The organism is Burkholderia sp. HAN2018 (assembly GCF_024704855.1).
In the GTDB taxonomy this organism is placed as follows: Bacteria; Pseudomonadota; Gammaproteobacteria; order Burkholderiales; family Burkholderiaceae; genus Burkholderia; species Burkholderia cepacia.
In genome coordinates, this window is record NZ_QOBB01000067.1 from 1 (window position 1) to 21,715 (window position 21,715).

14 protein-coding genes are annotated in these 21,715 nt (G+C 60.8%); 10 read left to right on the forward strand and 4 right to left on the reverse strand.

All coding sequences use genetic code 11. The features are described 5' to 3' along the window. On the reverse strand, positions 1-698 hold a 698-nt coding region (locus DPV74_RS18625; protein WP_119337743.1), incomplete at its 3' end, for a LysR family transcriptional regulator. 125 nt (positions 699-823) lie between these two features. On the opposite strand from DPV74_RS18625, the gene DPV74_RS18630 reads away from it, so the two are divergent. Beyond that, entirely contained in the window at positions 824-1,402 is a 579-nt protein-coding gene (locus DPV74_RS18630; RefSeq protein ID WP_027791395.1) for a DUF4865 family protein, read from the forward strand. After that, on the forward strand, positions 1,399-1,572 hold the full coding sequence (locus DPV74_RS18635; RefSeq protein WP_162923081.1) for a hypothetical protein: 174 nt from the start codon (positions 1,399-1,401) through the stop codon (positions 1,570-1,572). Before DPV74_RS18630 ends, DPV74_RS18635 begins: the two co-directional genes overlap by 4 nt. A 118-nt stretch (positions 1,573-1,690) precedes the next feature. Here DPV74_RS18635 and DPV74_RS18640 read toward each other — a convergent pair whose 3' ends face one another. Further along, positions 1,691-3,892: a glycoside hydrolase family 3 C-terminal domain-containing protein gene (locus tag DPV74_RS18640; RefSeq protein WP_059696358.1), complete on the reverse strand. Its 2,202-nt coding sequence runs from the start codon at positions 3,890-3,892 to the stop codon at positions 1,691-1,693. Positions 3,893-4,583: 691 nt separating this feature from the next. Between DPV74_RS18640 and DPV74_RS18645 the strand changes: the two genes are divergently transcribed. Continuing rightward, the gene (locus DPV74_RS18645; protein ID WP_059696356.1) at positions 4,584-6,974 is read left to right on the forward strand and encodes a hypothetical protein; all 2,391 of its coding nucleotides are present in this window, start codon (positions 4,584-4,586) and stop codon (positions 6,972-6,974) included. 295 nt (positions 6,975-7,269) lie between these two features. Here the strand turns inward: DPV74_RS18645 and DPV74_RS18650 are convergent, their stop codons facing one another. Then, on the reverse strand, positions 7,270-8,451 hold the full coding sequence (locus tag DPV74_RS18650; RefSeq protein WP_119337744.1) for a polysaccharide biosynthesis/export family protein: 1,182 nt from the start codon (positions 8,449-8,451) through the stop codon (positions 7,270-7,272). A 719-nt stretch (positions 8,452-9,170) separates the two neighbouring features. Between DPV74_RS18650 and DPV74_RS18655 the strand changes: the two genes are divergently transcribed. The 7 genes from DPV74_RS18655 (at position 9,171) to DPV74_RS18685 (ending at position 20,280) form a co-directional block, all read left to right on the forward strand. Then, entirely contained in the window at positions 9,171-11,486 is a 2,316-nt protein-coding gene (locus DPV74_RS18655) for a GNVR domain-containing protein (protein ID WP_059696353.1), read from the forward strand. 171 nt (positions 11,487-11,657) lie between these two features. Next, positions 11,658-13,085, forward strand: coding sequence for a DUF6418 domain-containing protein (locus DPV74_RS18660; protein ID WP_059696351.1), 1,428 nt, complete (start codon positions 11,658-11,660; stop codon positions 13,083-13,085). A 126-nt stretch (positions 13,086-13,211) separates the two neighbouring features. Further along, positions 13,212-14,357, forward strand: coding sequence for an acyltransferase (locus DPV74_RS18665; protein WP_059696349.1), 1,146 nt, complete (start codon positions 13,212-13,214; stop codon positions 14,355-14,357). A 197-nt stretch (positions 14,358-14,554) separates the two neighbouring features. After that, on the forward strand, positions 14,555-16,366 hold the full coding sequence (locus DPV74_RS18670; RefSeq protein ID WP_059696347.1) for a serine aminopeptidase domain-containing protein: 1,812 nt from the start codon (positions 14,555-14,557) through the stop codon (positions 16,364-16,366). A gap of 96 nt (positions 16,367-16,462) precedes the next feature. Continuing rightward, a complete protein-coding gene (locus tag DPV74_RS18675; protein WP_059696345.1) occupies positions 16,463-17,413 on the forward strand; it encodes an IS481 family transposase in 951 nt (316 codons plus the stop codon). A 384-nt stretch (positions 17,414-17,797) separates the two neighbouring features. After that, positions 17,798-18,988 (forward strand): glycosyltransferase, encoded by a 1,191-nt coding sequence (locus tag DPV74_RS18680; RefSeq protein ID WP_059696337.1) that lies wholly within the window; start codon positions 17,798-17,800, stop codon positions 18,986-18,988. A gap of 38 nt (positions 18,989-19,026) precedes the next feature. Further along, positions 19,027-20,280 carry an oligosaccharide flippase family protein gene (locus tag DPV74_RS18685; protein WP_060358949.1) on the forward strand — a complete coding sequence of 418 codons (1,254 nt, stop codon included), beginning with the start codon at positions 19,027-19,029 and terminating at the stop codon, positions 20,278-20,280. 351 nt (positions 20,281-20,631) lie between these two features. On the opposite strand, the gene DPV74_RS18690 is transcribed toward DPV74_RS18685, so the two are convergent. After that, positions 20,632-21,711 carry a glycosyltransferase family 1 protein gene (locus DPV74_RS18690; protein ID WP_059696333.1) on the reverse strand — a complete coding sequence of 360 codons (1,080 nt, stop codon included), beginning with the start codon at positions 21,709-21,711 and terminating at the stop codon, positions 20,632-20,634. Positions 21,712-21,715: the final 4 nt, after the last annotated feature.

The following is a 21,715-nucleotide window of genomic DNA, read 5'->3' on the forward strand; positions in this document are numbered from 1 at the left end:
CGATGCCCGAGCGCCGCGACGGCCAGCCCCGCGGACACCGCCGCGCCGATCGTCGCGACGCCGCCGCCGACGAACACCTCCGTCCAGCCGACCCCGGCCTGGTCGAGCGCGCCGATCGCCATGCGGCGCACGCTGCAGGGTTCGGCTTGCGTGGCCAGCCGCAGCGGTTGCGGCGGATGGTACTCGAAATCCGCCGCGGCCATCCAGCCGAACGACTCCGACAGGATGGTTTCGCCGTCGAGCCGCCGGCTGTCGTGCTGCAGCGCGACGGCCGCGTCGAGCTGGCCGCGGTCGAATGCATCGAGCACGTCGCGCGACGCGGCGACGCGGATCTCCAGCACGAGCGTCGGCTCCGCTTCGCTCATGCGCCGCAGCAGCATCGGGAGATCGGCGCCGACGACATGGTGGCTGACGCCGATCACCAGCCGCCGCCGGCCGGTGCCGAACGCGCCGATCGCACCGTGGTGGGCGGCCACCAGTTCGCGCGCCGGTTCCAGGAATGCGGTGCCGTCGGCCGACAGGCGAACCTGCCGGGGCGTGCGTTCCAGCAGGCGGCGGCCGAGGCCGCTTTCGAGCCGCTTGATCTTCAGGCTCACCGCGGACTGCGTCGTGTCCATCGCCTCGGCGGCCCGCGTGAAGCTCTTGAGGTCGGCGGTCAGCACGAACGCCTGCACGGCTTCGATGTCGAGCGTTTTCATCGCACTCTCATCCATTGAGAAATCGAATCATTGAAATATTCTGCCATCGTATTTTCAAATGATCCAAGGTCTTCTACGCTGTTCTCGAGCCATTCGGAATCTCCGTTTCCCTTCAGGAGTCGATCATGCTGACCGCGTACTACGTGCACCGCCTGCCGGCGGACTACGACCTCGACATCATCCGCCATCGCGTGCGCGAGCGCGGCAGGCTCTGGGACGACACGCCGGACCTGGTGTTCAAGGGGTTCCTGCTGCGCGAGGCGGGGCGCTACGGTGCGACGGAAAACGGCTATGCGTCGTTCTATCTGTGGCGTAACGAGCAGGCGTTCGCCGGGTTCGTCACGGGCGGCCGCTACCGGGTCGTGACGGACAGCTTCGGCCGCGCGCCGATCGACGTGCAGGTCGCGCTCGATGCGCGCAAGGGCAGTGCGTCGACGGGGCGCTTCGTTCGTCTGGAAGCCGTCGATATTCCGGCGGATGCCGACCTCGAGGCGACGCTGGCGCGGGAGGTGACGCGCAATCGCGAAGTGGCGGCGCGGCAGGGTGTGGTGGCGGCCGCGGTCAGTCTGGACTCGCTACGCTGGCGGCTGACGCGTGCCCTCGTCACCGAACACGAGCCGGACGGCGGCGGCGCAGGCACGGTGTATCAGGTGCTGCATCTGGCGAGGCCGTTGCTCGATACGCTGGAAGGGAGCGGAGCATGACGACGGGCGTCGCGTCGCGATCGCGGGCCGGGCCGTCGGGTGGGGCGAGCGGCCCGGCGTCCGTGCGATTGCCGGCCGGCCTCGTGGTCGCCGCGCATCTGGCCGGGATCGCGGCGGGGATCGCCGCGATTGCCGCGCTCGCGACGCTACTGGCGCTACTGTTCCGGTGAGGATCGCCGGTGCGGACGGCGGACGGCGGAAGACGGAAGACGGAAGACGGAAGACGGAAGACGGAAGACGGAAGAGCCGGGCACGACACGCGCGGCTCTTCCGCTGGGTGGGTGCCGCTCAGTGCCCCTGCAACCGGATATCCCGCGACGACGCGCCGACATACACGGTCCCGCCCGGCACGAACCGCCAGCCGTTACGCGACGTATCCCACACGCTCTGCATGCGCGGCGACACGGTCACGCGGACACGCCGCGCCTCGCCCGGATTCAGCCGGATCTTCTCCCAGCCGACCAGCCGCTTCGGCGGTTCGTCCTTGTACGGCACGCCGAGATAGACCTGCGGGATCTCCGCACCGGCAACGCGCCCGTCGTTGCGTACCGTGAACGCGACGCTCAGCGACCCGTCCCACTGCTTCGACACCGACAGCCCCGAATACGCGAAGTGCGTGTACGACAGCCCGTAGCCGAACTCGAACATCGGCTTGATGTTGCGCGCGTCATACCAGCGATAGCCCATGTTCAGCTTTTCCGCGTAGACCGGGTCGTTGTCGAACGTGCCGTTTTGCCCCCAGGCCGGCGAATCCTGATCGCGCGCGGGGAAGGTGACGGGCAGTTTGCCGGACGGATTGACCGCGCCGAACAGCACGTTCGCGATCGCCTTGCCGCCGGCTTCACCCGGATACCACGCCTCGACGATCGCCGACACGTTGTCCTTCCACGGCATCAGCACCGGATTGCCGCTCTGGACGACGACGATCGTATGCGGATTCGCGCGCGCGACGGCTTCGACGAGCGCGTCCTGGTTCGACGGGTTCGCGAGGCTCAGGCTCTGCAGGTCGCCGAAATCCTCGCCGGCCGGCTGGGCCACCACGACGATCGCGACGTCCGAGCGGCCCGCGAGCGCCGCGGCCTGGTCGATTTCCTGCTGCGTATACGCACGGAACGGCGACTGCTGGTCGCTGTTACCCGCATACGTGACCTGCGCGGCCGGCGCAAGCGCGCGGATGGCCGCGACGATCGGCACGTCGACCTTCAGCCACGGATTGCGCCACCAGCTGCACCCAGTCGACGCGCCGAACGTCAGGCCGCCGCAACCCGCGAACGACCCCGACACCGGGTCGCGCGTGTTGCCCGAGCCGCCGCCGGACAGCACGGCCGCGTCCGCATGGCCGCCGATCACGGCAATGCGCGACAGCGCCGATGCCGCCAGCGGCAACTGATTGCCGTCGTTCTTCAGCAGCACGATCGACTGCTCGGACGCGGCCTGCGCGAACCGGTTCGCGGCCGCGAAATCGATCGTGCCGCCGCCCGTGGCCGGATCGTCCATCACGCCGACGCGGATCATCACGGCGAGCTTGCGCCGCACCATGTCGTCGAGTCGTGCGGTCGACACCGAGCCGTTCGCGATCGCCTGCTTGACGGCCGTCGGCGTCAGGTACACGCTCGGCCCGACGTCTTCTTCCTCGTCGAGCCCGGCGTTGATCGCGGCGGCCGTGCTGTGCGTGGCGCCCCAGTCGGACTGCACCTGGCCCTGGAAGCCCCATTCGTTCTTCAGCACGTCGTTCAGCAGGTGAGGGTTTTCGCACGCGTATGCGCCGTTCAGCCGGTTGTAGCTGCACATCACGCTGCCGGGGCGACCGCGCTTCGCGGCGATCTCGAACGGCAGCAGGTAAAGCTCGCGCAGCGTGCGTTCGTCGATCTGCGTGTTGCCGCCCATCCGGCCGTGCTCCTGCTCGTTGCCCGCGTAGTGCTTGATCGTGGCGATGACCTTTTGCCGCTGCGTGGCGAGCGTGCGTTCGGCGAGCAGGTCGCCCGCGAGCAGCGGATCTTCGCCGAGATACTCGAACAGCCGGCCACCGCGCGGCTCGCGCGCGAGATTGGTGCCGCCGCCGAGGCCCATGCCGAATCCTTGCGCGCGCAACTGGATCGCGACCTGCTTGCCGTAGTCGTACGACAGCCGGCGATCCCAGCTCGCGGCGACGGCGATCGTCGCGGGGAACGTCGTGCTGGCCTGCGACGTGCTGCCGGAGCCGGTCGCCGAGTCGACCATGTTGAGATCGGGAATGCCGAGCCGCGGCACGCCCTGGATATAGCCGGCGCCGCCGCCCGGCACCTTGGACATTTCGTATTGCGAATGGATGAACTGGAGTTTCTCGTCGAGTGTCATCTTGCGCACGAGCAGGTCGGCGCGCCGTTGCGCGGCGGCCGACGCGAACGCATCGGTCGCATCGCCTTGTGCGTTGAAGTCGGCGTCGCCTGCGTAGGCGGTGGTGCAGAGGGTCGCTGCCAGCACGACGGCCGGCCAGAGTGTGTCCCGCATGTTGCTCTCCTGATCGTATTGCCGATTGTTCGGATGATGTCTGGAGCTGCGCTCGTCCGGTGGATTCGCACCGGACGCATTCGGCTGGCGATGCAGGGTGGTTGCGCGTCGGCATGCCAGGCCGGGCGGGGAATCGTTACGGCCGGTTGGGCTCGACCGGTCAACGCGGGCGGCGACGCGCAGGCCGCCCGGCACTGCCGAATCGGATGTAGCGATTCTCTGCAGCGACTAATGGTATGAATGTAGTTTGACTACAGCATCGGTGTTTCTACCGATATGTACGATCTTTATCGCGTAGTCGCGCAGGGTGGGTTGGAAAGGCGGTCATCGTTCCCGATGGTGGGGGTGTGGTCGGGTAAGAAGTACCTGTGTGCTGGTGCTATTGCGAGACTAGTTGTCCGGTTCGTTGCGTGCACATCTAACGGGATCGACATTGACATGTCATCGAATACGACGCGGTTGACCGGATGTTCGAAACGTACTTTTCATATGGCGATGGCGGTATCGCTCAATCACTTGGGTCATTTCACGCACTGTTTGCCGGTGAATCTGTTTATAGTCTTGCGCGGGTGCGTACGCTCGATCGAACTCGCACATCTCTTTTCGGTAATCAATATACCGGGCATCGAATCCGAAGGTGCGGCAGGAGTTGATTTCCGCTAAGTCCGACAATCACACGTGCAGGATCGATATGGCATTCCAGCTTCAGGATCGGGTTCAGGAAACGACCACTTCTACCGGTACGGGGGCACTGTCCCTGGCCGGTGCAATGACGGGATTCCGCGCATTTTCGTCCGTGTGCGCCAATGCCGATACTTTCTATTACGGGCTGCAAGCCGTCACGGGGGCCGGCGTTCCGAGCGGGAACTGGGAGATCGGAATCGGCACATACAACGCCAGCGGGAACACGCTAGCGCGTACCACCGTGCTGGCGTCGAGCAATGGCGGTGCGGTCGTGAATCTGGCTGCGGGTACCACACAGGTATGGATGGATTTACCTGCGGCGCTTCCGGCCAATTTGCCGGTTAGCGCCAAATATTTTGGTGCAAAGGGAAACACCCGGATCGTCAACGACGGCGTCACGACATCGGGATCAACATCGTTTTCGTCGGCCTCGGCGGTATTCACGGCGGCGGACGTCGGCAAGCGTATCGACATCGCGACAACGAACGCCAGTGGCGTTGCAACGCTGGTCGTTTCCACCACGATTGCGGCGTTCGTCAGCGCAACGCAGATCACGCTCGCGAAAGCGGCCAATGCGTCGGCGACCGGGGCGAACGTGGTCTACGGCACCGACGACGGCCCGGCCCTGACAGCCTGGCTGAATTACCTGATGACTATCTGGCCGGTCAAAGGCGACCTGCCTGCCGGGGTCTACTATTCGAGCCTCGTGCTTCCGCCGATCACCAAGCCGATAGCCGTGTTCGGGCATTCGGCGCGCACCTCGATCATTCAGTTCGGAGCCGGCGTCAGCGGCCAATGCCTGACGGTATTGAACGCGGGCTTCAACAACGAAGCGACGGATTTGCCGCAGACCGGAAACGTGTCATGGACGTCGAACATGGCCGTGCTCGCCGGGTGTGTCCTGCGCGACTTTACCCTTCAGGGCAATCGCGCGTGCGCATCACTGCAACATGGCCTGGTGTTGCAGGGCAACGTGGACTGGCTCGATGTCGCTCACGTGAACTGTCTGTATTTCCGCGGCGCCGGCGTGCTGTGGATGGACACCGGAAGCGGATCGACGCAAGCACGCGCCAACGTGCGCGAGATCAATCTGAACACGATGAAGATCAGGCACTGCGGCGACCTGTCGACGAATACGCCGAGTTTCGGGGTCTACCTTGACGACAGCCCGGCTGCCACTATGTCCGACTCGTCGAACCTGTTCAACCTGAACAATATCGACATCATCTTCAGCTATGGCACCGCGCTTGCCGTGCAGGATCGGCGCACGTCGAATACCGGCTTCCCGCTGTACGGAATTCAAGCGAGAAACATCGTGCTGCACGACCGGATGACGACGATGGGACTGAGCGGCGGCCGGATGTTTAGCGTCATCGGACAGGTCACAAACTGCCTTTTCGACATCAACGTCCCGCTGAGCGCACGTAATGATTACGCAGCGGAGATTCTGCCGAACCCGAATTTCAATGTTTATCCCACGGACAATGAATTTACCTTCGCATTCCCGAAGACGGTGAAGGGGGTGACGATCGGGAATATCGGCTACAACACGATCAGGTTCAGGAATTATTTCGGATGTGCCGAGGCGGTGTTCATTTCCACCGAGAGCCCGTACAACCTGCGAATCGATTGCGAGACCGACAGTGTGTTTCAGCAGGTCGCATCCGCCCTGATGCTGACGGGGACAGGCGCCGTCGCGATCCCGGGCTGGTCGTTCGGTACGACACCGAACCTGTCGATCTTCATGCCGGTCAACGCAGTCAACGGGACCGGCGATACGACGCTGGCGACCATTTTCGGCATCACGGGCACGATCACGCGTTCGGGAAGCGTCACGGCCGGGACCGACACCTATACGTTTACGCCGTCTTCATCCAGTACCGCGTACATTCCTGCCGGTGAATACTTCTCGAAGATCTGCGTCGACGCTTCGCAAGGCAACGGTGTCGCCGGGCGCTACAAATATATTCCGGAAGACCGCTACGGACGCGCTGTCAACAGCGCATGGGCCAGCGGGCGCCTGCTGCAAATGTGGCCGTGGCAATTTCACATCGAGAATGCAACCGGGCTCGTTCGTTACAGCTACGGCGTGCCGACGGCCGACAGCGCGGGTAACGCGATGGCGGTATGGTCCAACGGCTTCGTCGGCACAAGTTCGACGCCCGGGGTGACCGGTATCAGCAAACTGACGGCGAACTACGCGTCGCCCACGACGCTGACCAACCTGATCGGGGGCATCGACGGCCAGTCGGTGAAGATCGTTGCGACCAACGGCAATTGCACGATCGCGAACAACGCGAACATCCAGACGACAACCGGCGGCAATGTCGTCATGGCGAACGGCCAGGTCCTGACTTTTACGTTCGACGCAACACTGAACAAGTGGTGTGGCGGTTAGCAAGCCGCGGTCACGATCGCTTTTCAGGGTGTGGCACCATTTCCGTATGAAGTTTGGCGTTCGGTGGGGTTGCTCACATACGCGCCGGGCTGGACGGTGTCCAATCGTGTGTCGCCGCGGGAGCGGCCGCGCCGGAGCACGACCGTGACGGCAGGTAGCGCGGGGCGCTAGCTGACTGTATATCGTGCCGCTCACGCGAGGCCGCGGCGTATCCCCCGGATAAATGAAACAGCGTGCGTCACCGGACGGTGTCTTTCCGGTTCGCACGCTGGCTTGCCGAGGCCGACAAGCGGAATTACTTGGTGATGAGCGCGCCGGTCAAACCCGCACTGATTGCCGGCAGCAATAGATTCAGCACGCGGCTGGCCCGGACGAGCCCGGTATTGTCGACATAGACGATGTCCTTCGACGCCAGCGGGAACTGATTCGCCAGCAGCATCGAAACCGGTGACTTCATGTCGAGTCGATAGACTACGGGATCGCTGTCGTCGGCCTTGCGCAACACGAAAACCTGTTTGGCATTCGACGTCTGCTGGTTGAGTTGGCCGGCCTGTGCAAGTGCTTCGTTCAGCGTGAGCGAACCGTCACGTTGCGGCGGCACGGCCAGCGGCTTGTTGACTTCACCCATCACGTAGATCGGATTGTCTTCGCGCGCGCTCACATGCAGCAGGTCGCCCGGCTGCAGCATGATGGCGGCGGGGTTCTTGCCCGTTTGCATCATCCGCGCGACATTCACCGGATACGTCGTCCCATTGCGCGTGATCGTGACGCGACTCTGGTCCGCTGTCGGTGCAAAGCCACCGGCGCGATTGACTGCTTCGACCAAAGTCATCGGAATGTCGTTGATCGCCTGCGAACCGGGTGCTCGCACTTCACCGTCTACATACACCTGCTCGGCACGGAACGATGCCACGCGAACGGTAACTTGTGGCTTGATAAACACCTTCTTGAGTTCGGCAGTGACTTCCCGCTGGATCTGCACCGCGTTTTTTCCGGCGGCGTGGATCGGTCGCGTCATGTATGGAAACTGCACGTTGCCGTCGCTATCGATGACGAAACCGGGCGCCGCGTCCGAGGACGTCGTGTTCGGCGTCGGCTGGCCGGCAGCGGTGGCGAATTCCGGGTGATCCCATACCGTGATTTGCAACACGTCTCCCGGACCGAGCCTGTAGCCGCTTGGCCTGCCGAGCAGATTGTCGGGAATGGGCGACGCGGTGCGGTTCTTCTGCTCCGCGCGAATGAGCGTGATCAGCGTCAGATCGATCTGCTTGACCGGCACCTTCATGTCGCTGGTCACGTCACCGTTGTCGTCAGTCGTGACCGGCAATGCAGGGGACGACGCCATGTGCTGTCCGGGCGCATATGCACAAGCGGAAAGCATGGCGGAAATCGCCAGGCAAAGCGCCGCGCGCGTTCGGCGCCCTGTCGGGTCGTTCTTGTTCGGCACCGATGTGCCGAATCGTTCGTGGCTGCTCATGTCGTCATTCAGCATGGTTAAACAAAAAGCCCTGTCATCGATACATTGACGTATTGCGACGAAGACGTTTTTCGGCAGGTGACGGGGGCTCATGAACCTGAGTTCGACCGAAGACCCCACTTGTTTCCTCGCTCGCTTGCCGTTCCAGTCGACCGACTATCAAACGCCTCGACCTCATCGCATGCTGCCGGGCGTACCGGCCGATCCGGGATGGGTTCCCGCATGGGCCATGTTGGACGAACCACAGAAAAAGGATGTGCGTTAGTTCACCCAGCCGTGGATAGCAGGCCGGATTGGTCGCTCGCGAGCAGTCGTTGATTCGTCATTTATTTGTGCGGTTGGGGTAGGTCGAAAACAGGGGGGGAACATTGCGGTCGGGCGCGTTCAAGTAGGCTGGGCCACATTTCTCGAATCGACCCCCGACGTGGCGCGAGAGGGTCGGCGACCCGGTGATTCGCTTACTCGGGGCCGCTTAATGTAAGGCATCGCACTCAGAAAACCGCGCATTTATCGCATAGTGATCCGGACCAGCAAGGTCACTTGTTTTCTGTTCAACGAATTCGACGGTGCGTTCTCGCGTGCAGGTGGTCGGACTCAGGACAAGTGCCTCGCGTGATGTGCCGAAAAGAGTGGCCCGGAGCGAGTGGCGGGACATGCGTGATCAAACAGCATGCACGGCGACAGTGAGCCCGTCAGGACGGCAATTTGGGAGCGTATGCATGACATTGGATAGGCCTTCATCGAAGCGATCTCGAGACGGATCGGGAAGTATTTCTCGAAACGGGGTTGACTTCACGCTGGTCCAGCTGCTGGAAAACGTGTTTGATCACTGGCGCGTTTTCCTGGCTGTTTTCCTGGGGTGTTTGCTGTTGGCGATCGTGTATGCCGTTGCGGCAACACCGATGTACTCCGTGGACACGTTGATACAGGTCGAGGAAAACAAGCACAGCGCGCTGGGTTCGCTCTCCGAAATTTCAAACGCGCTGGATATCCAGAACTCGGCCGTCGTCGGCGAGATCGATATCGCTCGCTCGCGCGCGGTTGTCACCCAGGCAATCGACGCTACCGTCGCGCAGGTAGATGTGTCGGTCAGGAATACGATTCCGCTCGTCGGCGGTTTACTCGGTTCGATCTTGTCGAAGGATCGCAATGGCCTCGTCGAGCCATTGTTAAATACGCCGTTTTGGGCGTGGGGCGGCGAGCGGATCGAATTCACGAAATTTGACGTTCCCGATGCGCAGATCGGCAAGAAACTGGAACTCGACTATCTCGAGGGTAATCGCTTCCTGTTGAAGAATAGCAATGGTCAAGAGGTGTTGGCGGGCCAAGTGGGCCAACCAACCGAGGCAAACGGGTATCGGGTGGAGGTATCGCGGATCGTGGCACGCGCCGGTACGGAATTTCGCGTGCGCCGCGTCGCCACGCCGGTGCGACTCGAGGCTGTCCTGAAGAAACTGAACGGGGCCGAAACGAAACGTCAGTCGGGCATCATGCAGCTGAGTTTCGAGGACCCTGACCCCGTGTATGCCGCGCGGTTGCTCAATGCCATTGCTGCCGCCTATCTGGACGCCAAGACAAAGCGGCGCTCGGAGGATGCCGAGCACAGTCTTGCGTTTCTCGACACGCAATTGCCGGTGGTCAAGAAGCGACTGGAGCAGGCTGAGCATGCGTTGAACGAGTTTCGCAATGCACAGGGATCGATCGATGCGCAAGGCGATGTGCAACTGCTGATCGACCAGTTGGCGCTCGTAGAAAAGTCGCGGCTCGAAGCCAAGCTCGAGTACCAGGATCTGGCGTCGAAATATGTCGCCGGACAACCTCAGCTTACTGCGGTAGCCAGCAAGCTGAAAACGCTGGATCAGCAGTCGGCGGAATTGAAAAGCAAGGTCGCGCGCTTGCCGTCGCAGCAGCAGACCTACTTGCGCCTATCGCGCGACGTCGAGGTAAACAATCAACTCTATATCGGCTTGATGAACAACGCGCAGCAGCTGCAAATTGCAAAAGCTGGCACCGTCGGTAACGCGTCCGTTATCGACAAGGCTGATGTCACCGACAAACCGGTTCAGCCGAAACGCTTGCTCGTCATCGTGCTGGGTGCTGCGATCGGTTTGATACTGGGCGTTGCTTCGGCACAAGGCTGTGCGTTGTTTTTCCAAAACGCCCGGAATCCGGAGCATTTAGAGGAGGTGGCCGGCGTCCCTGTGCTGGGTATTGTCCCGACCTCGTTACATCAGGTCGAGGCCGACCTGAACGACAGATCGGCGTTTATAGCGGCAAGGGAGTATCCCGATACGCCGCTGGCCGAAGCGTTGGACGATCTGGCGCTGTTGTTGCGTTACGCGACGACTGCTACGCAGGGTAAATCAAGGATCGTTCTGGTCACGTCTCCCGAGCCGGGTCAGGGCAGGTCGATGATCTCAGCCAATCTTGCGCATTTGTTCTCGCAAAGCGGTCTCAAAACACTGCTGGTGCGTGCCGATGCAGACGAATCGGGCGCTGATCGATACGTGTCCACGAAATACCCGGCAGGGATGTTGGATGTGTTGACTGGCTCGCGGGACCTCGGGAAGGCGATCTACCACGTCCGGGAAAATTTCGATGTACTGCCTGCAGGAAAACGTGTCGAGCCGTCGCGGCACCTGTTCGAAATGGAACGGCTCGATCCTCTGATCACCGCATTGCGACGCGAATACGACGCGGTCGTCGTGGATGCGCCAGTGGCGCGCCCGGTCGCGAAGGTCGCGATGTTGTCGAGGCTGGCGGACGTTACGCTGATGGTGGCGCGGCAAGGTTCGGTCAGCTACGCCGGCGTGGCGGATGTGATCCGGAATTTGAACCGGGTTGGCGTGAAAGTGGATGGGCTGGTATTCAACGGCTTTCAGCCTTCACCGTTGCGTCGGCGCCATTACGCGAACATCGAGCCGCATACGAAAGAAGCCAAGTCGCGAAACGCTCCAGGCGACGTCGTACCCGTTGCATTTCTGTTCAGGGCGTGGGAGCGGGTAAGAAAGGGACTGCTGAGAAACGTTGCCTGATATCGCATGCACCAGTCAATTCGCTGGTTCATGGCTGGATCGAGCGAGTTCATGGCTGGATCGAGCGAGGGAGCCGGCAGTGCGCTTGCGGAAGGGGGGCGATCTTGCAGCGGGCAGGGCGCGTGCGGCTAGAACGGTGCGTCACCGGTGGAACGAATTTCAGGTTGCAGCATGATAGACAAAACTGCGCGAACAATACAAATCAACGGGGGGCCGATATCCGCAACCGGGGTGACGATATCGACGTTATTCGCGCTTGCGTTTTTGATCAATGCGATGATGCCGGCGCTCGGCGTGACGGAGTCGAGCGCCACGTGCACGTTGTTGCTGGCAACATCGGGACTTGTCGTCCTGGTCAAGTATCGTCCGGTGTTTGCAGTGTCGGTGCTCTATGTACTCGCGATCGGGCTGACTGCATTCCTTGCCGGTGTCGGACTGGAGAACGGTGGATACCTGAGGGAAACCGACATCTCGGGTGAGGCGACCGGCGCTTTCAGCCGGCTTCTTTCGTTCTATCTGATTTTTGTCTTATGTGCGCTCGTCGCATTCGACAGGTTCCTTGATGAGCGCCCGTCGTACAAGCCGATCAGGGCGCGGATTGCGTTGCAACCAATCAGTATGACGATGGGGTTTGCACTTGCGGCCGCGATCATCGTGACCGGTGTGCTGGCGGGGCTGACGTCGGGATTCTCGTTGTTTACCGGCATCAATAGGTATGCGTTGCGCAATGATGCGTCGAACGGCGCGATGTTCAATCTTTTCCTGAACAATCAAACCTTCATGGGTTTTTTGTTGGGCACCATTGCCACCAGTTCCAATAAACGCATCCGGTGGTTGGCGATCCTTACGATGGCGATCGACCTGGGCCTCAATGTGCTGCATGGCGAGCAATTCATGGCGGTGCTGCATATCGGCCTGTGTTCGCTGGCGCCGTTCATCGCGATTCATGCGATGAACGGTAAGCCGGTTGTCCGCTATCTGGGTATAGGTGCCGGGCTGGCGCTCTTGCTCGGCACCGTTTCCATCGTTTACGCCTACCGGGGGCAGGGGCTGGAAGTTGCGGATGTGATCTCGTCGCGCTTTCTGCTGCAGGGGCAGCCGTGGTACGTGGTGGACGGTGATGCGCGGATGTTCACGGCACCGGCACTCGGCGGCGCGGCTGCTTTTTGGCGTTTCGTGAACTCTCTCGCTTCCTGGACGATGCCGACCTTTTTCGACGATTCCGAACCGAGTGGTTTGCGCGACTTGATGATCTCGTATATGGAGCCACAACTCCTCAAGGCCTACATCTTCGACGACGTCACGTTCACGATGGGAAACATGGCGGTACCCGTGTATTGGTTCGGCTATGTCGGGGGGGCAATTTTCGTCGCGATGACCGGCGTCGTATATGGTGCGCTGGCCGCGTTACAGATCCTGGTCACGATGCGTGGCGGGGTCGTGATGCTGTGGCTGATGGCGAAGGTCTTCTCGTATGCGACCTTCGCCGTTCAGCAGGGCGATTACTGGATGATGTTCGGCTCGCGCACGGCATTTTATGCGTTGGCCGCACTGGTTTGGTGGTACGTGATCGACAGGAGGCGTTCCGGCTCGAGTTGAATGCGGCATTCGCTTGGGCCGTTGCACCGAACGGTGCGATCTCGACGACCGGAATCATTTGGGCTGACGCCGCAGGCATGGGTGTCGCGTTGCGATCGAGATACTTGGGTTTTCACTATTTCAGCCATGTCCCACTCGAACGATTCGAAGCGCTTTCACCATGTCGATGCGATGCGCGCGGTTGCCGTGATACTCGTCATATGGACACACTATGCCGAGCGATTTGCTCCGCTGGCAGGATCGCAATACATGCTCGACACGCTTCAACGCTCCATGAATTTCGGGCGTGTGGGTGTGGTCGTGTTTTTCGCGATCAGCGGCATGCTGATTCCCTCCAGCCTGCACGGAGAGATTGGTGCGGGAACGAAGCGGTTCCTCGTTCGAAGGTTCTTCCGGTTATACCCGGCATACTGGTTGGCGCTTCCTTTGGGATATTTTGTTCATTGGTATCTGTTTGATAAAAAAATGGATATCGATGGGATCGTGGCAAACGTGACCATGATGCCCGCCGCATTCGGAGAAAGCCTGATCTTGCCGCATGGCTGGACGCTCGAGACGGAATTGTATTTTTACGGGCTCTGCCTAATCTTGTTCTGGGGCGGCGTACTTCACCGGATGTTCTGCCTATGTGTTGTCAGCATCGGATTGACCGGGCTGTTCGTGACGATCGTCGAGTTGAAACTCGCCCCGGCCGGTATGCCCAGCGAATACAAGACCATGCCGTACCATCTCGGTATCATGTTTTGGGGTGCCTGCTTTCGGCAGGCATACGACACGCCTCTCAAATTGCTGCGCGTTCGATGGCCAGGGCATGGTGCACCGGGTCGAATGGCGCTCACTTACCGGTCGGCGGTAGGTTGCCTGACGGCGGTGATTGCAAGTGTCGCGCTGATGGGGGCGCTCAGCGATTGGCGACATAACAACATGGAACACTTTCCGACTTCGCTTGCTTACTTCATCGGCATCGCGATATTCGTCGCATTGGCGACTGTTCTGAAGCTCCGCATTCGCCTGCTTTCATGGCTGGGCGAGATCAGTTACTCGATCTATTTGCTGCATAGCCTCCCGTTGTTTGCAATGTTCTGGTTGTGCCAGCGTTTCCACGTCACCGGATGGCCGCTTGGTCTCTACATGATCGTACCGGTCCTGCCTTTGATTCCATTGTCATGGGCCGGCTATCGTTTGTGCGAGGCTCCGTTCGTGGAGTTTGCGCGTACGCTCACCGCGCGGCGCAGCAGTAGTCTGTTTGCCTCTGGCGACGCTGACGGCTGATCCGTACGGATCGGTCCGGGTGACATTCGGGCCGATTGAAAAAGAGAAACGCGGATGGTCCTCGGGATCGAGAAGCGGACGCCCGATATCTTCCGGGGGATGCTGGATTGCGGCATGAAACGGATATCGGTCGGCACCGCACGATTGAAGTCCATATAGAGGATTTCGTTAGAGTTTATTAAAACAAGGATAAGACCATGACACCTGTCCAGTTTGATGGATGCGTCGGCTGGCTTCACGAGGGCAATCGAACACACGGCATCGTCATCTGCGAGCCGCTCGGTCACGAAGCACTTTGGCTTCACAAGCTCGTGCGTTCACTCGCCGAGCATCTTTCTGACCGTGGCTTCCCGGTGCTGCGCTTTCATTATCCGGCGAGTGGCGATTCGCTAGGCGACGAAAGCGATCCTGATCGCTTCGGGAAAATGCTCGGGAGCGTTCAGTCCGCGGTCCAGGCATTGCGAGAGCGCATCACGGTGGACCATCTGACGCTCGTCGGGGTACGTGCCGGCGCGGCAGTGGCGCTCCTCGCCGCGGACGGCATCCCCGGGCTAACCCGTTTCATCGCGCTCGCGCCCGTCGTGCGCGGTCGCGGCTACCTGCGCGAGCTCTCTGTCGTCGCGCAACACTGGCTCGACAATGCCCCGCCGACCGTGAGATGCGCGGTTCGCGACGAGAAACCCCTGAACATACTCGGACACCTGTACCCAGATGATCTGGTCGAGGCGCTGCGGCGTATCGACCTGCGCCAGATTGCCGGTCAATTGGGCACATTGCCGGCGCGCGCATTGCTGGTCGATGCACCGTACGGCGACAGCGCGACGCTTTCGGACGCGTTGCAGGCGCGGGGTGTCGAGGTAAAGGTTCATGCATGCACCGACTGGGCGGACGCAATGCGAGAGCCGCTCTGGTCGCGGCTTCCGGAGGCATTGCTCGACACGGTTGCGGACTGGCTCGACGACGATCCGGATCCGATCGTTCGCGCGTGCGCGCAATGCACCGACGCCGGCGTGGTACTGAAGGGAAAAGAAAGTATCGAACGAATCGTTCGCGTGGGTCCGCAGCAGATGGTCGGGGTGCTGTGCGAGCCGGCCGAAGGCATCATGCGTGCCGCCGCACCCACTCTCCTGATAACGAATACGGCCGCCAATCCACGCATCGCGGATGGACGCCTCGCGGTTCGACTCGCCCGGTCGCTTGCCGCGCAGGGTATCTGCAGTCTGCGGATTGATGCCAGCGGAATCGGTGACAGTGGCGCGCGCGCACGTGACAATCAGCAGGACATCCCGTATTCGGATCAGGTAATCACCGATATGGTTTCAGCTGCAGACTGGCTGAAAGAGCACGGGCATTACAAGGTTGTTTCGTTCGGGATTTGCTCCGGTGCGTATACGTCGCTTCATGCCGCGTCGAACGGCCAGTTTGCCGGCGCGATCGCAGTCAATCTCCAGGTCTTCGTGTGGCCGCGCGGAGAGACGCTCACGAATGTGATCAAGAATCAGACGAATTCGATGCGAGGCTATCTAGCGTCGCTGCGCAGCGCTGGAAAGTGGCGCCGTCTGCTGCGCAGTGGTCGTGATTTGCGTCCGGTACTGCGCGGATTGTCGCGCTTCCTCGTCGATTTCATGTCGGTGCCGATCATGCGTATCGCAGAGCGGGTCGGGAGATACCCCGGCAAGGATACGCCGCGAGGATTGCTGCGCGACATGTCGGCGCGTGGCATTCGCACCCATCTTGTCTACGGCATGCTCGATCCGGGCGTCGATACACTGGTACGGCATTTCGGTCCCGCGTCGCGAGCGTTCGCTCATTTGCCGAACATATCGGTCGATCTGCAGGAATCCGTCGATCATTCATTGCACGGCACCGCCGCCGCGCAATATGTCATCGATAGGTGTACTGCACTGCTTGCATGTTGGCGGGCGCCGGTGGAGCTAGCGGTGCCGGAGAAAACGAAACACGCGACTGTGTCGCACTCGCGCAAACGGCACACCGAGTCGACGCTCTAGTTGTGAAGCTTCAATGGGTTGTATCGATGGTTCGTCCGGACTGAGTCCGGGAGACTGGAAGTCGCCAAACATCCAACCTTCCGGGAAGCCAGCCGGATGAACACCCATAAGAATGCCCGACTCACCTTTGCCCGCCGACTTGAGATGGTTCACGAGATCACCGAATTCGGTTTGAGTGTGCCGCAGGCGGCAGCCGACCGCGGCGTGACGGCGCCGACTGTACGCAAATGGCTGGGACGCTACCTGGCAGGCGGTGCGGCTGCACTGGCCGACGCATCTTCTCGACCAACTCGTGCGCCCCGCGCGATTGCGCCGGACACGGCTCTGCTGATCGTTGAGTTGCGCCAGCAGCGCTTGTTGCAGCGTCAGATCGCACGCCAGGTCGGTGTATCTGCGTCGACTGTCAGTCGAGTCTTGGTACGTGCTGGATTGTCTCGTTTGACCGATCTGCAGCGGCGCGAGCCGATCCAGCGATACGAGCATGAGGCTCCGGGGGATTTTCTGCACATCGATACCAAGAAGCTCGGCCGCATCGCACGCCCCAGCGATCGCGTCACGGGCGATCGGCGCAATTCGGTGGATGGCATCGGCTGGGAGTATCTGTTTGTGGCCGTAAATGACCACGCTCGTATTGCCTTCACGGCGATGCATCCGGACGAGAAGCAGGCCAGTGCCGTGCAGTTCTTGCGTGACGCCGTGGCTTGGTATGCAGCACTCGGCGTGCGTGTGCGCTGGCTGTTGACCGACAACGGTTCGGCGTTCCGTTCACGCGAATTCGCTCGCGCCTGTCAGGAATTGGGTATCCGGCACAAATTTACACGGGCGTATCGTCCGCAGACCAACGGCAAGGCTGAGCAGTTCATCCAATCGGCCTTGCGCGAGTGGGCATACGCCTGGACATACCAAAGCTCCGCCCACCGCAGCGATGCCTTCGCAAGCTGGCCGCATCACCACAACCGGCATCGTGCCCACAGCGCCATCGGCGGAATTGCGCCGATGGCCAGACTGCCCGCGTCGAGAAACAACCTCTTGACGCTTCGCAGCTAGGCCGCAGCCTTATCGTTGTCGGTGGGGCGGGCAGCGTTATGTCGCCGCCGCTATCGCGGTATTCGTTTCGAGCGTTGCGAGGAACGTTCGCGGGCACACCGGGAAGGTATGGCGAAACCGGCTCTGAGTGACCATGCGAACAGATTCGTCATTCTCGGTACGTTATCGTTGCGACGTAGTGTGTCACGGGGCCACTTGCCGGACGTACCTGGCGCAGTGATTCCGCTCAGGAATATCCATGAAACGAAATTGCCACGACTGCCGGAAATTGCGCAAAATTTACTGCTTGCAAGCGGCCTGCGACACCGTGCAGATCTCGACGCGACGCGAAGACGATGACGATGCGTCTAGCTTCCGGCATCACGTATGTCGAGGTCCTGCGTGATGCGCGTGCTGGTCATCAACGACTTCGTTCGAAGGGGAGGGGCGGAGGAGGTGTACCGAATGTCCGTTGACGTGCTGCGCGCGCGCACCGACGTGACGGTCGAAACCTTCGACGAGCATGCGCTGCCCGCGGTCGAAAATATTCGGCGCGCTCGTGTATGGTCGCGCGCGACTGCGCGTGCGCTCGTCGCGCAGCTCGATCGGTTTCGGCCACAACGCATTCTGGTACACAATTATCACAATCTGCTGTCGAGCGCGATCTTGCCCGTGCTTGCCCGCTACAAGCGGCGCTCGGGGTGCAGTTTGTACCTGACTGCGCACGATTACCATCTCGTGTTCTACAATCCGAGCCTGCAGATTTATTCCCGCGGGCAGACGAAACCATTGTCGCTGGACCAGCTGCACAGTGCCCGGCGCATCGTCTCTGTCGCCAGTCCGCACGGAATTTTCCACGACGTCGTTAAGAAGTTGCATTGGCACACGGTCAATGCACTTTTCGACCCGCTTGGCCTGTTCGATGAAATCCTCTGCCCAAGCCCGTTCATGCGCGACCTGATCGGGCGATTCGGGCGGACCCGTGTCACGCTTCTATCGAATCCGATCGATTCGGCATTGGTTCCGCGCGCGCCGAAACCTGCGCAGCGCGCTCGCCTGGATCTTGCGTTCGTCGGCCGTATTGAAGCGGACAAGGGACTGGCTCAGTTTCTCGCGCTTATGGCCGATTCCGCCGGCGAAGCGATCGAATCGCTTACCGTTTATGGTGACGGATCGGAGCGCGGTCCTCTGGAGGAACGCCACGCGGACCTCGTCAAAGCCGGAAGGTTGCGTTTTGCCGGCCGTCTCGATCACGCCGCGCTTTTCGCCGAACTGCCTACGCACGACGCGCTTGTGCTTCCATCGATCTGGGTGGAAAACGCCCCCCTCGTGATAGTCGAGGCCGCGGTGCTCGGCCTGCCGGTGCTCGTGAACGACATCGGCAGTCTGTCGACATTCGGCGACGAAATCGGCAACAAGATCCTCTATCGAAACTTCCCCGAAGATTTCTCCCGCGCAATCGACGCGCTACGCACGCACCTCGCCGACGAAAATCGTCACTACGACTGGTCACGTTACTCGATCGATTGCTACGCATCGTCGCTGTATGCCGCGCTCGGTATTGACGAGCCCGTACCGCGCACGCGTGCCTGCTGACAGTCGATGCACTACCCATTTTCACTTCAGAAAGCACGATGACCGCCGTTCGAAAAAACTTCGCCATGTTGTTCGCGTTGCAGATCTCGACGTATGTCGTGCCGCTCGTCACGCTACCGCTCTTGACCCGTGTGCTGGGCCCTCAACAGTACGGAAGGCTGGCGTTCGTGCTCGCGGTGACAACGTATTTCATCAATCTGGTGAATTACAGCTTCGACCTGACGGCGACGCCGCGCGTCGCGCTCGCGCGTGACAAGATCGAGCGGTCCAGAATTTTCTGGACGACCATCAGCGCCCAGTGGCTGATAACCGTCGCGGGCTTCGCGGTACTCGTCGCGATGACGTCGTTGATTCCGTACTTCGAAGCGGAGCGCACGGCGCTGCTGATCGAATTCGGGATGGCAATAGGCGCCGCGCTCACGCCAGGCTGGTACTTTCAGGGTATTCAGAAGCTGAGCGTGTTCAGCATGACGGTGGTCGGGTATCGAGCACTGAGCGTCGGCGCTTTCTTCCTGTGGGTTCACACGCCGGACGATATTCTTCATGCGGTCGCCATTAATGCAGCCGTGCCGTTGCTCTGCGGTTTCACCTCGCTTGCTTACCTGTTCTTTTGTCAAGAGATCGCGCGTGTCCGCGTGCGGTTCGCGGATATTGTCGATGCATTGAAAGGCGGCACGCAGGTCTTCCTCGCATCGACTTCAATCTCGTTCTACGCCTCGACCAATACCGTCCTGCTGAGTATCGTTTCCGGTCACGTGGCCGCAGGCTATTTTGCCGCGGGCGACAAGCTGATCCGGGCCGCTGTCGGCATGTTGCAGCCGCTGAGGGCAACCACTTACCCTCATATCACCTATCTGATGCATAACGCACGTGACGAGGCGTTCGCGTTCCTTCGCAAGCTGATTGTCGTGCAGGGTGCGCTAGTGCTCGCAATGTCGGCGGTGATCTACGAGTTCGCGCCGCTCGCGGTCCGGATCCTGTACGGAGACACGTTCGGGCCGACAGTCGGCGTGCTGCGTTGTCTTGCGCTGGTGCCGTTCATGGCATGCATGACCGATCTATTCGGAATCCAGACGATGCTGCCGCTCGGCATGAAGCGCGTTTTCAGTACCATCCTGATCTCGTCCGGCTTGCTGAACGTCACGATACTGCCGCCGCTTGCCTCGCTATTCGCGGAGCGTGGCGCGGCGATCGCGGTGTTGATGGTCGAAACGATCGTGACCGTCGTACTCATGTACGTGCTCTTCCGTGAACGGGTTGGCCTGATCAACATACCGGCAAGATCGAGGTGATGCGGCTCGTGACGGAACAGGTTGGTCTGCGGCGACGACGGTTCGTTTTCCTCTACCGAGAGCACGAAGGGCTGCTCGCGCCATGATCGCAAGTATGGGCAAGGATCGGATGCTGCGTCACTGGTGATTCAGCCGCGTGACATACGCGAATCAGGTTTCCGGTCGAGTATTTGCTAGTCGAATCGGGGGCTTGGTCATGAACTTCTTTGCCTCGGCGCGCAAATGCCGACCCTTTCCATGATTCCAGGGCTTGGTGACGGCGCGAGTCTTGGTTGAGAAGACCGTCAGAGTGAGCACGCCGGATCATGCCGGTGCGAATCCTCCGTCGAAGCGACGGCTTGCTTCGATCGCCTACAGCCCTTCGAATATTTCCGTCATCATTTTTGCGCTTTTGCTCCAGCAGTATTTTTCCGCGTGGAGATTTCCCTTCCGTCTGAGCTCGGCTCTGAGTGCGTCGGAACCCAGCACGCGCCGCAATTTTTCCGCAATGTCGTCCTGCGAATACGGATCGCAGTACAGCGCCGCATCGGCGCAGACTTCCGGCAGCGCCGCGGCTTTTCCGACGATCGTCGGGCAACCATAGCGCATCGCTTCAAGAGGAGGGATGCCGAAACCTTCGTAGATGGATGGATAAAGGAAGCATGCCGCATTTTGGTACAGCGCTTTCAGTTGCTCGTCGCTGATATAGCCGACGAACTTGATGTTCGGTTCTGCCGCCAAGACATGATCCTGGTTTCCGAACACGGTGGTGTTTCTCATCCCGACGATGACGAGGTCGACCGACGGATCGTCGATCTGCCGAAATGCCGCGATGAGCCGGCCAAAGTTCTTGGTGGGATTCATGCTGCTGACCGCGAGCACGAACCGGTTCGGCGTCAGCGAGTGCGCGTCGAGCACGCTCGTGTCGGGCTTCAGCGAGTCGAGGTGATCCGCACCAAGCGGAACGACGCTGATTTTCTCGGTCGAGATGCCACAGTGGTAGGCGAGGCGGTCCCGTGAAAAATAGGAGTTGGTCAGCACGCAAGCGGAGGTTCGCGCCAGGATCCAGAACATGATTCGGTACCACACCCGAAACGAACGCGAAAAGTGGGCGGGCGTGTCGAATACCGCCGCATCGTGCATGTAGATGATCTGGTTGCGGATGAAAATGGACGCGGAATTGCCGAGATTGACGAGCCGACCGGGACGGGCGAAAAACGGGAGCACCAGTTGCTCCCACACGGCACCCTTGTAAAAACCGACCTTGACGGTCCGCGCGCCGTTCACCTCTACGCCGGGCTGTGGAGGCATAAGGAGGGTCACCGGTTCTTGAGGCTGAAACTTGATGAGCGCGGCGATCAGCTCGCGTGCGACCCGTTGTACGCCGGTCGTCTTCTGCGTGGTGAATCGACCGTTGTACACGAGATGTTTCGACTTTTTGAAGGCGGTCATGTCA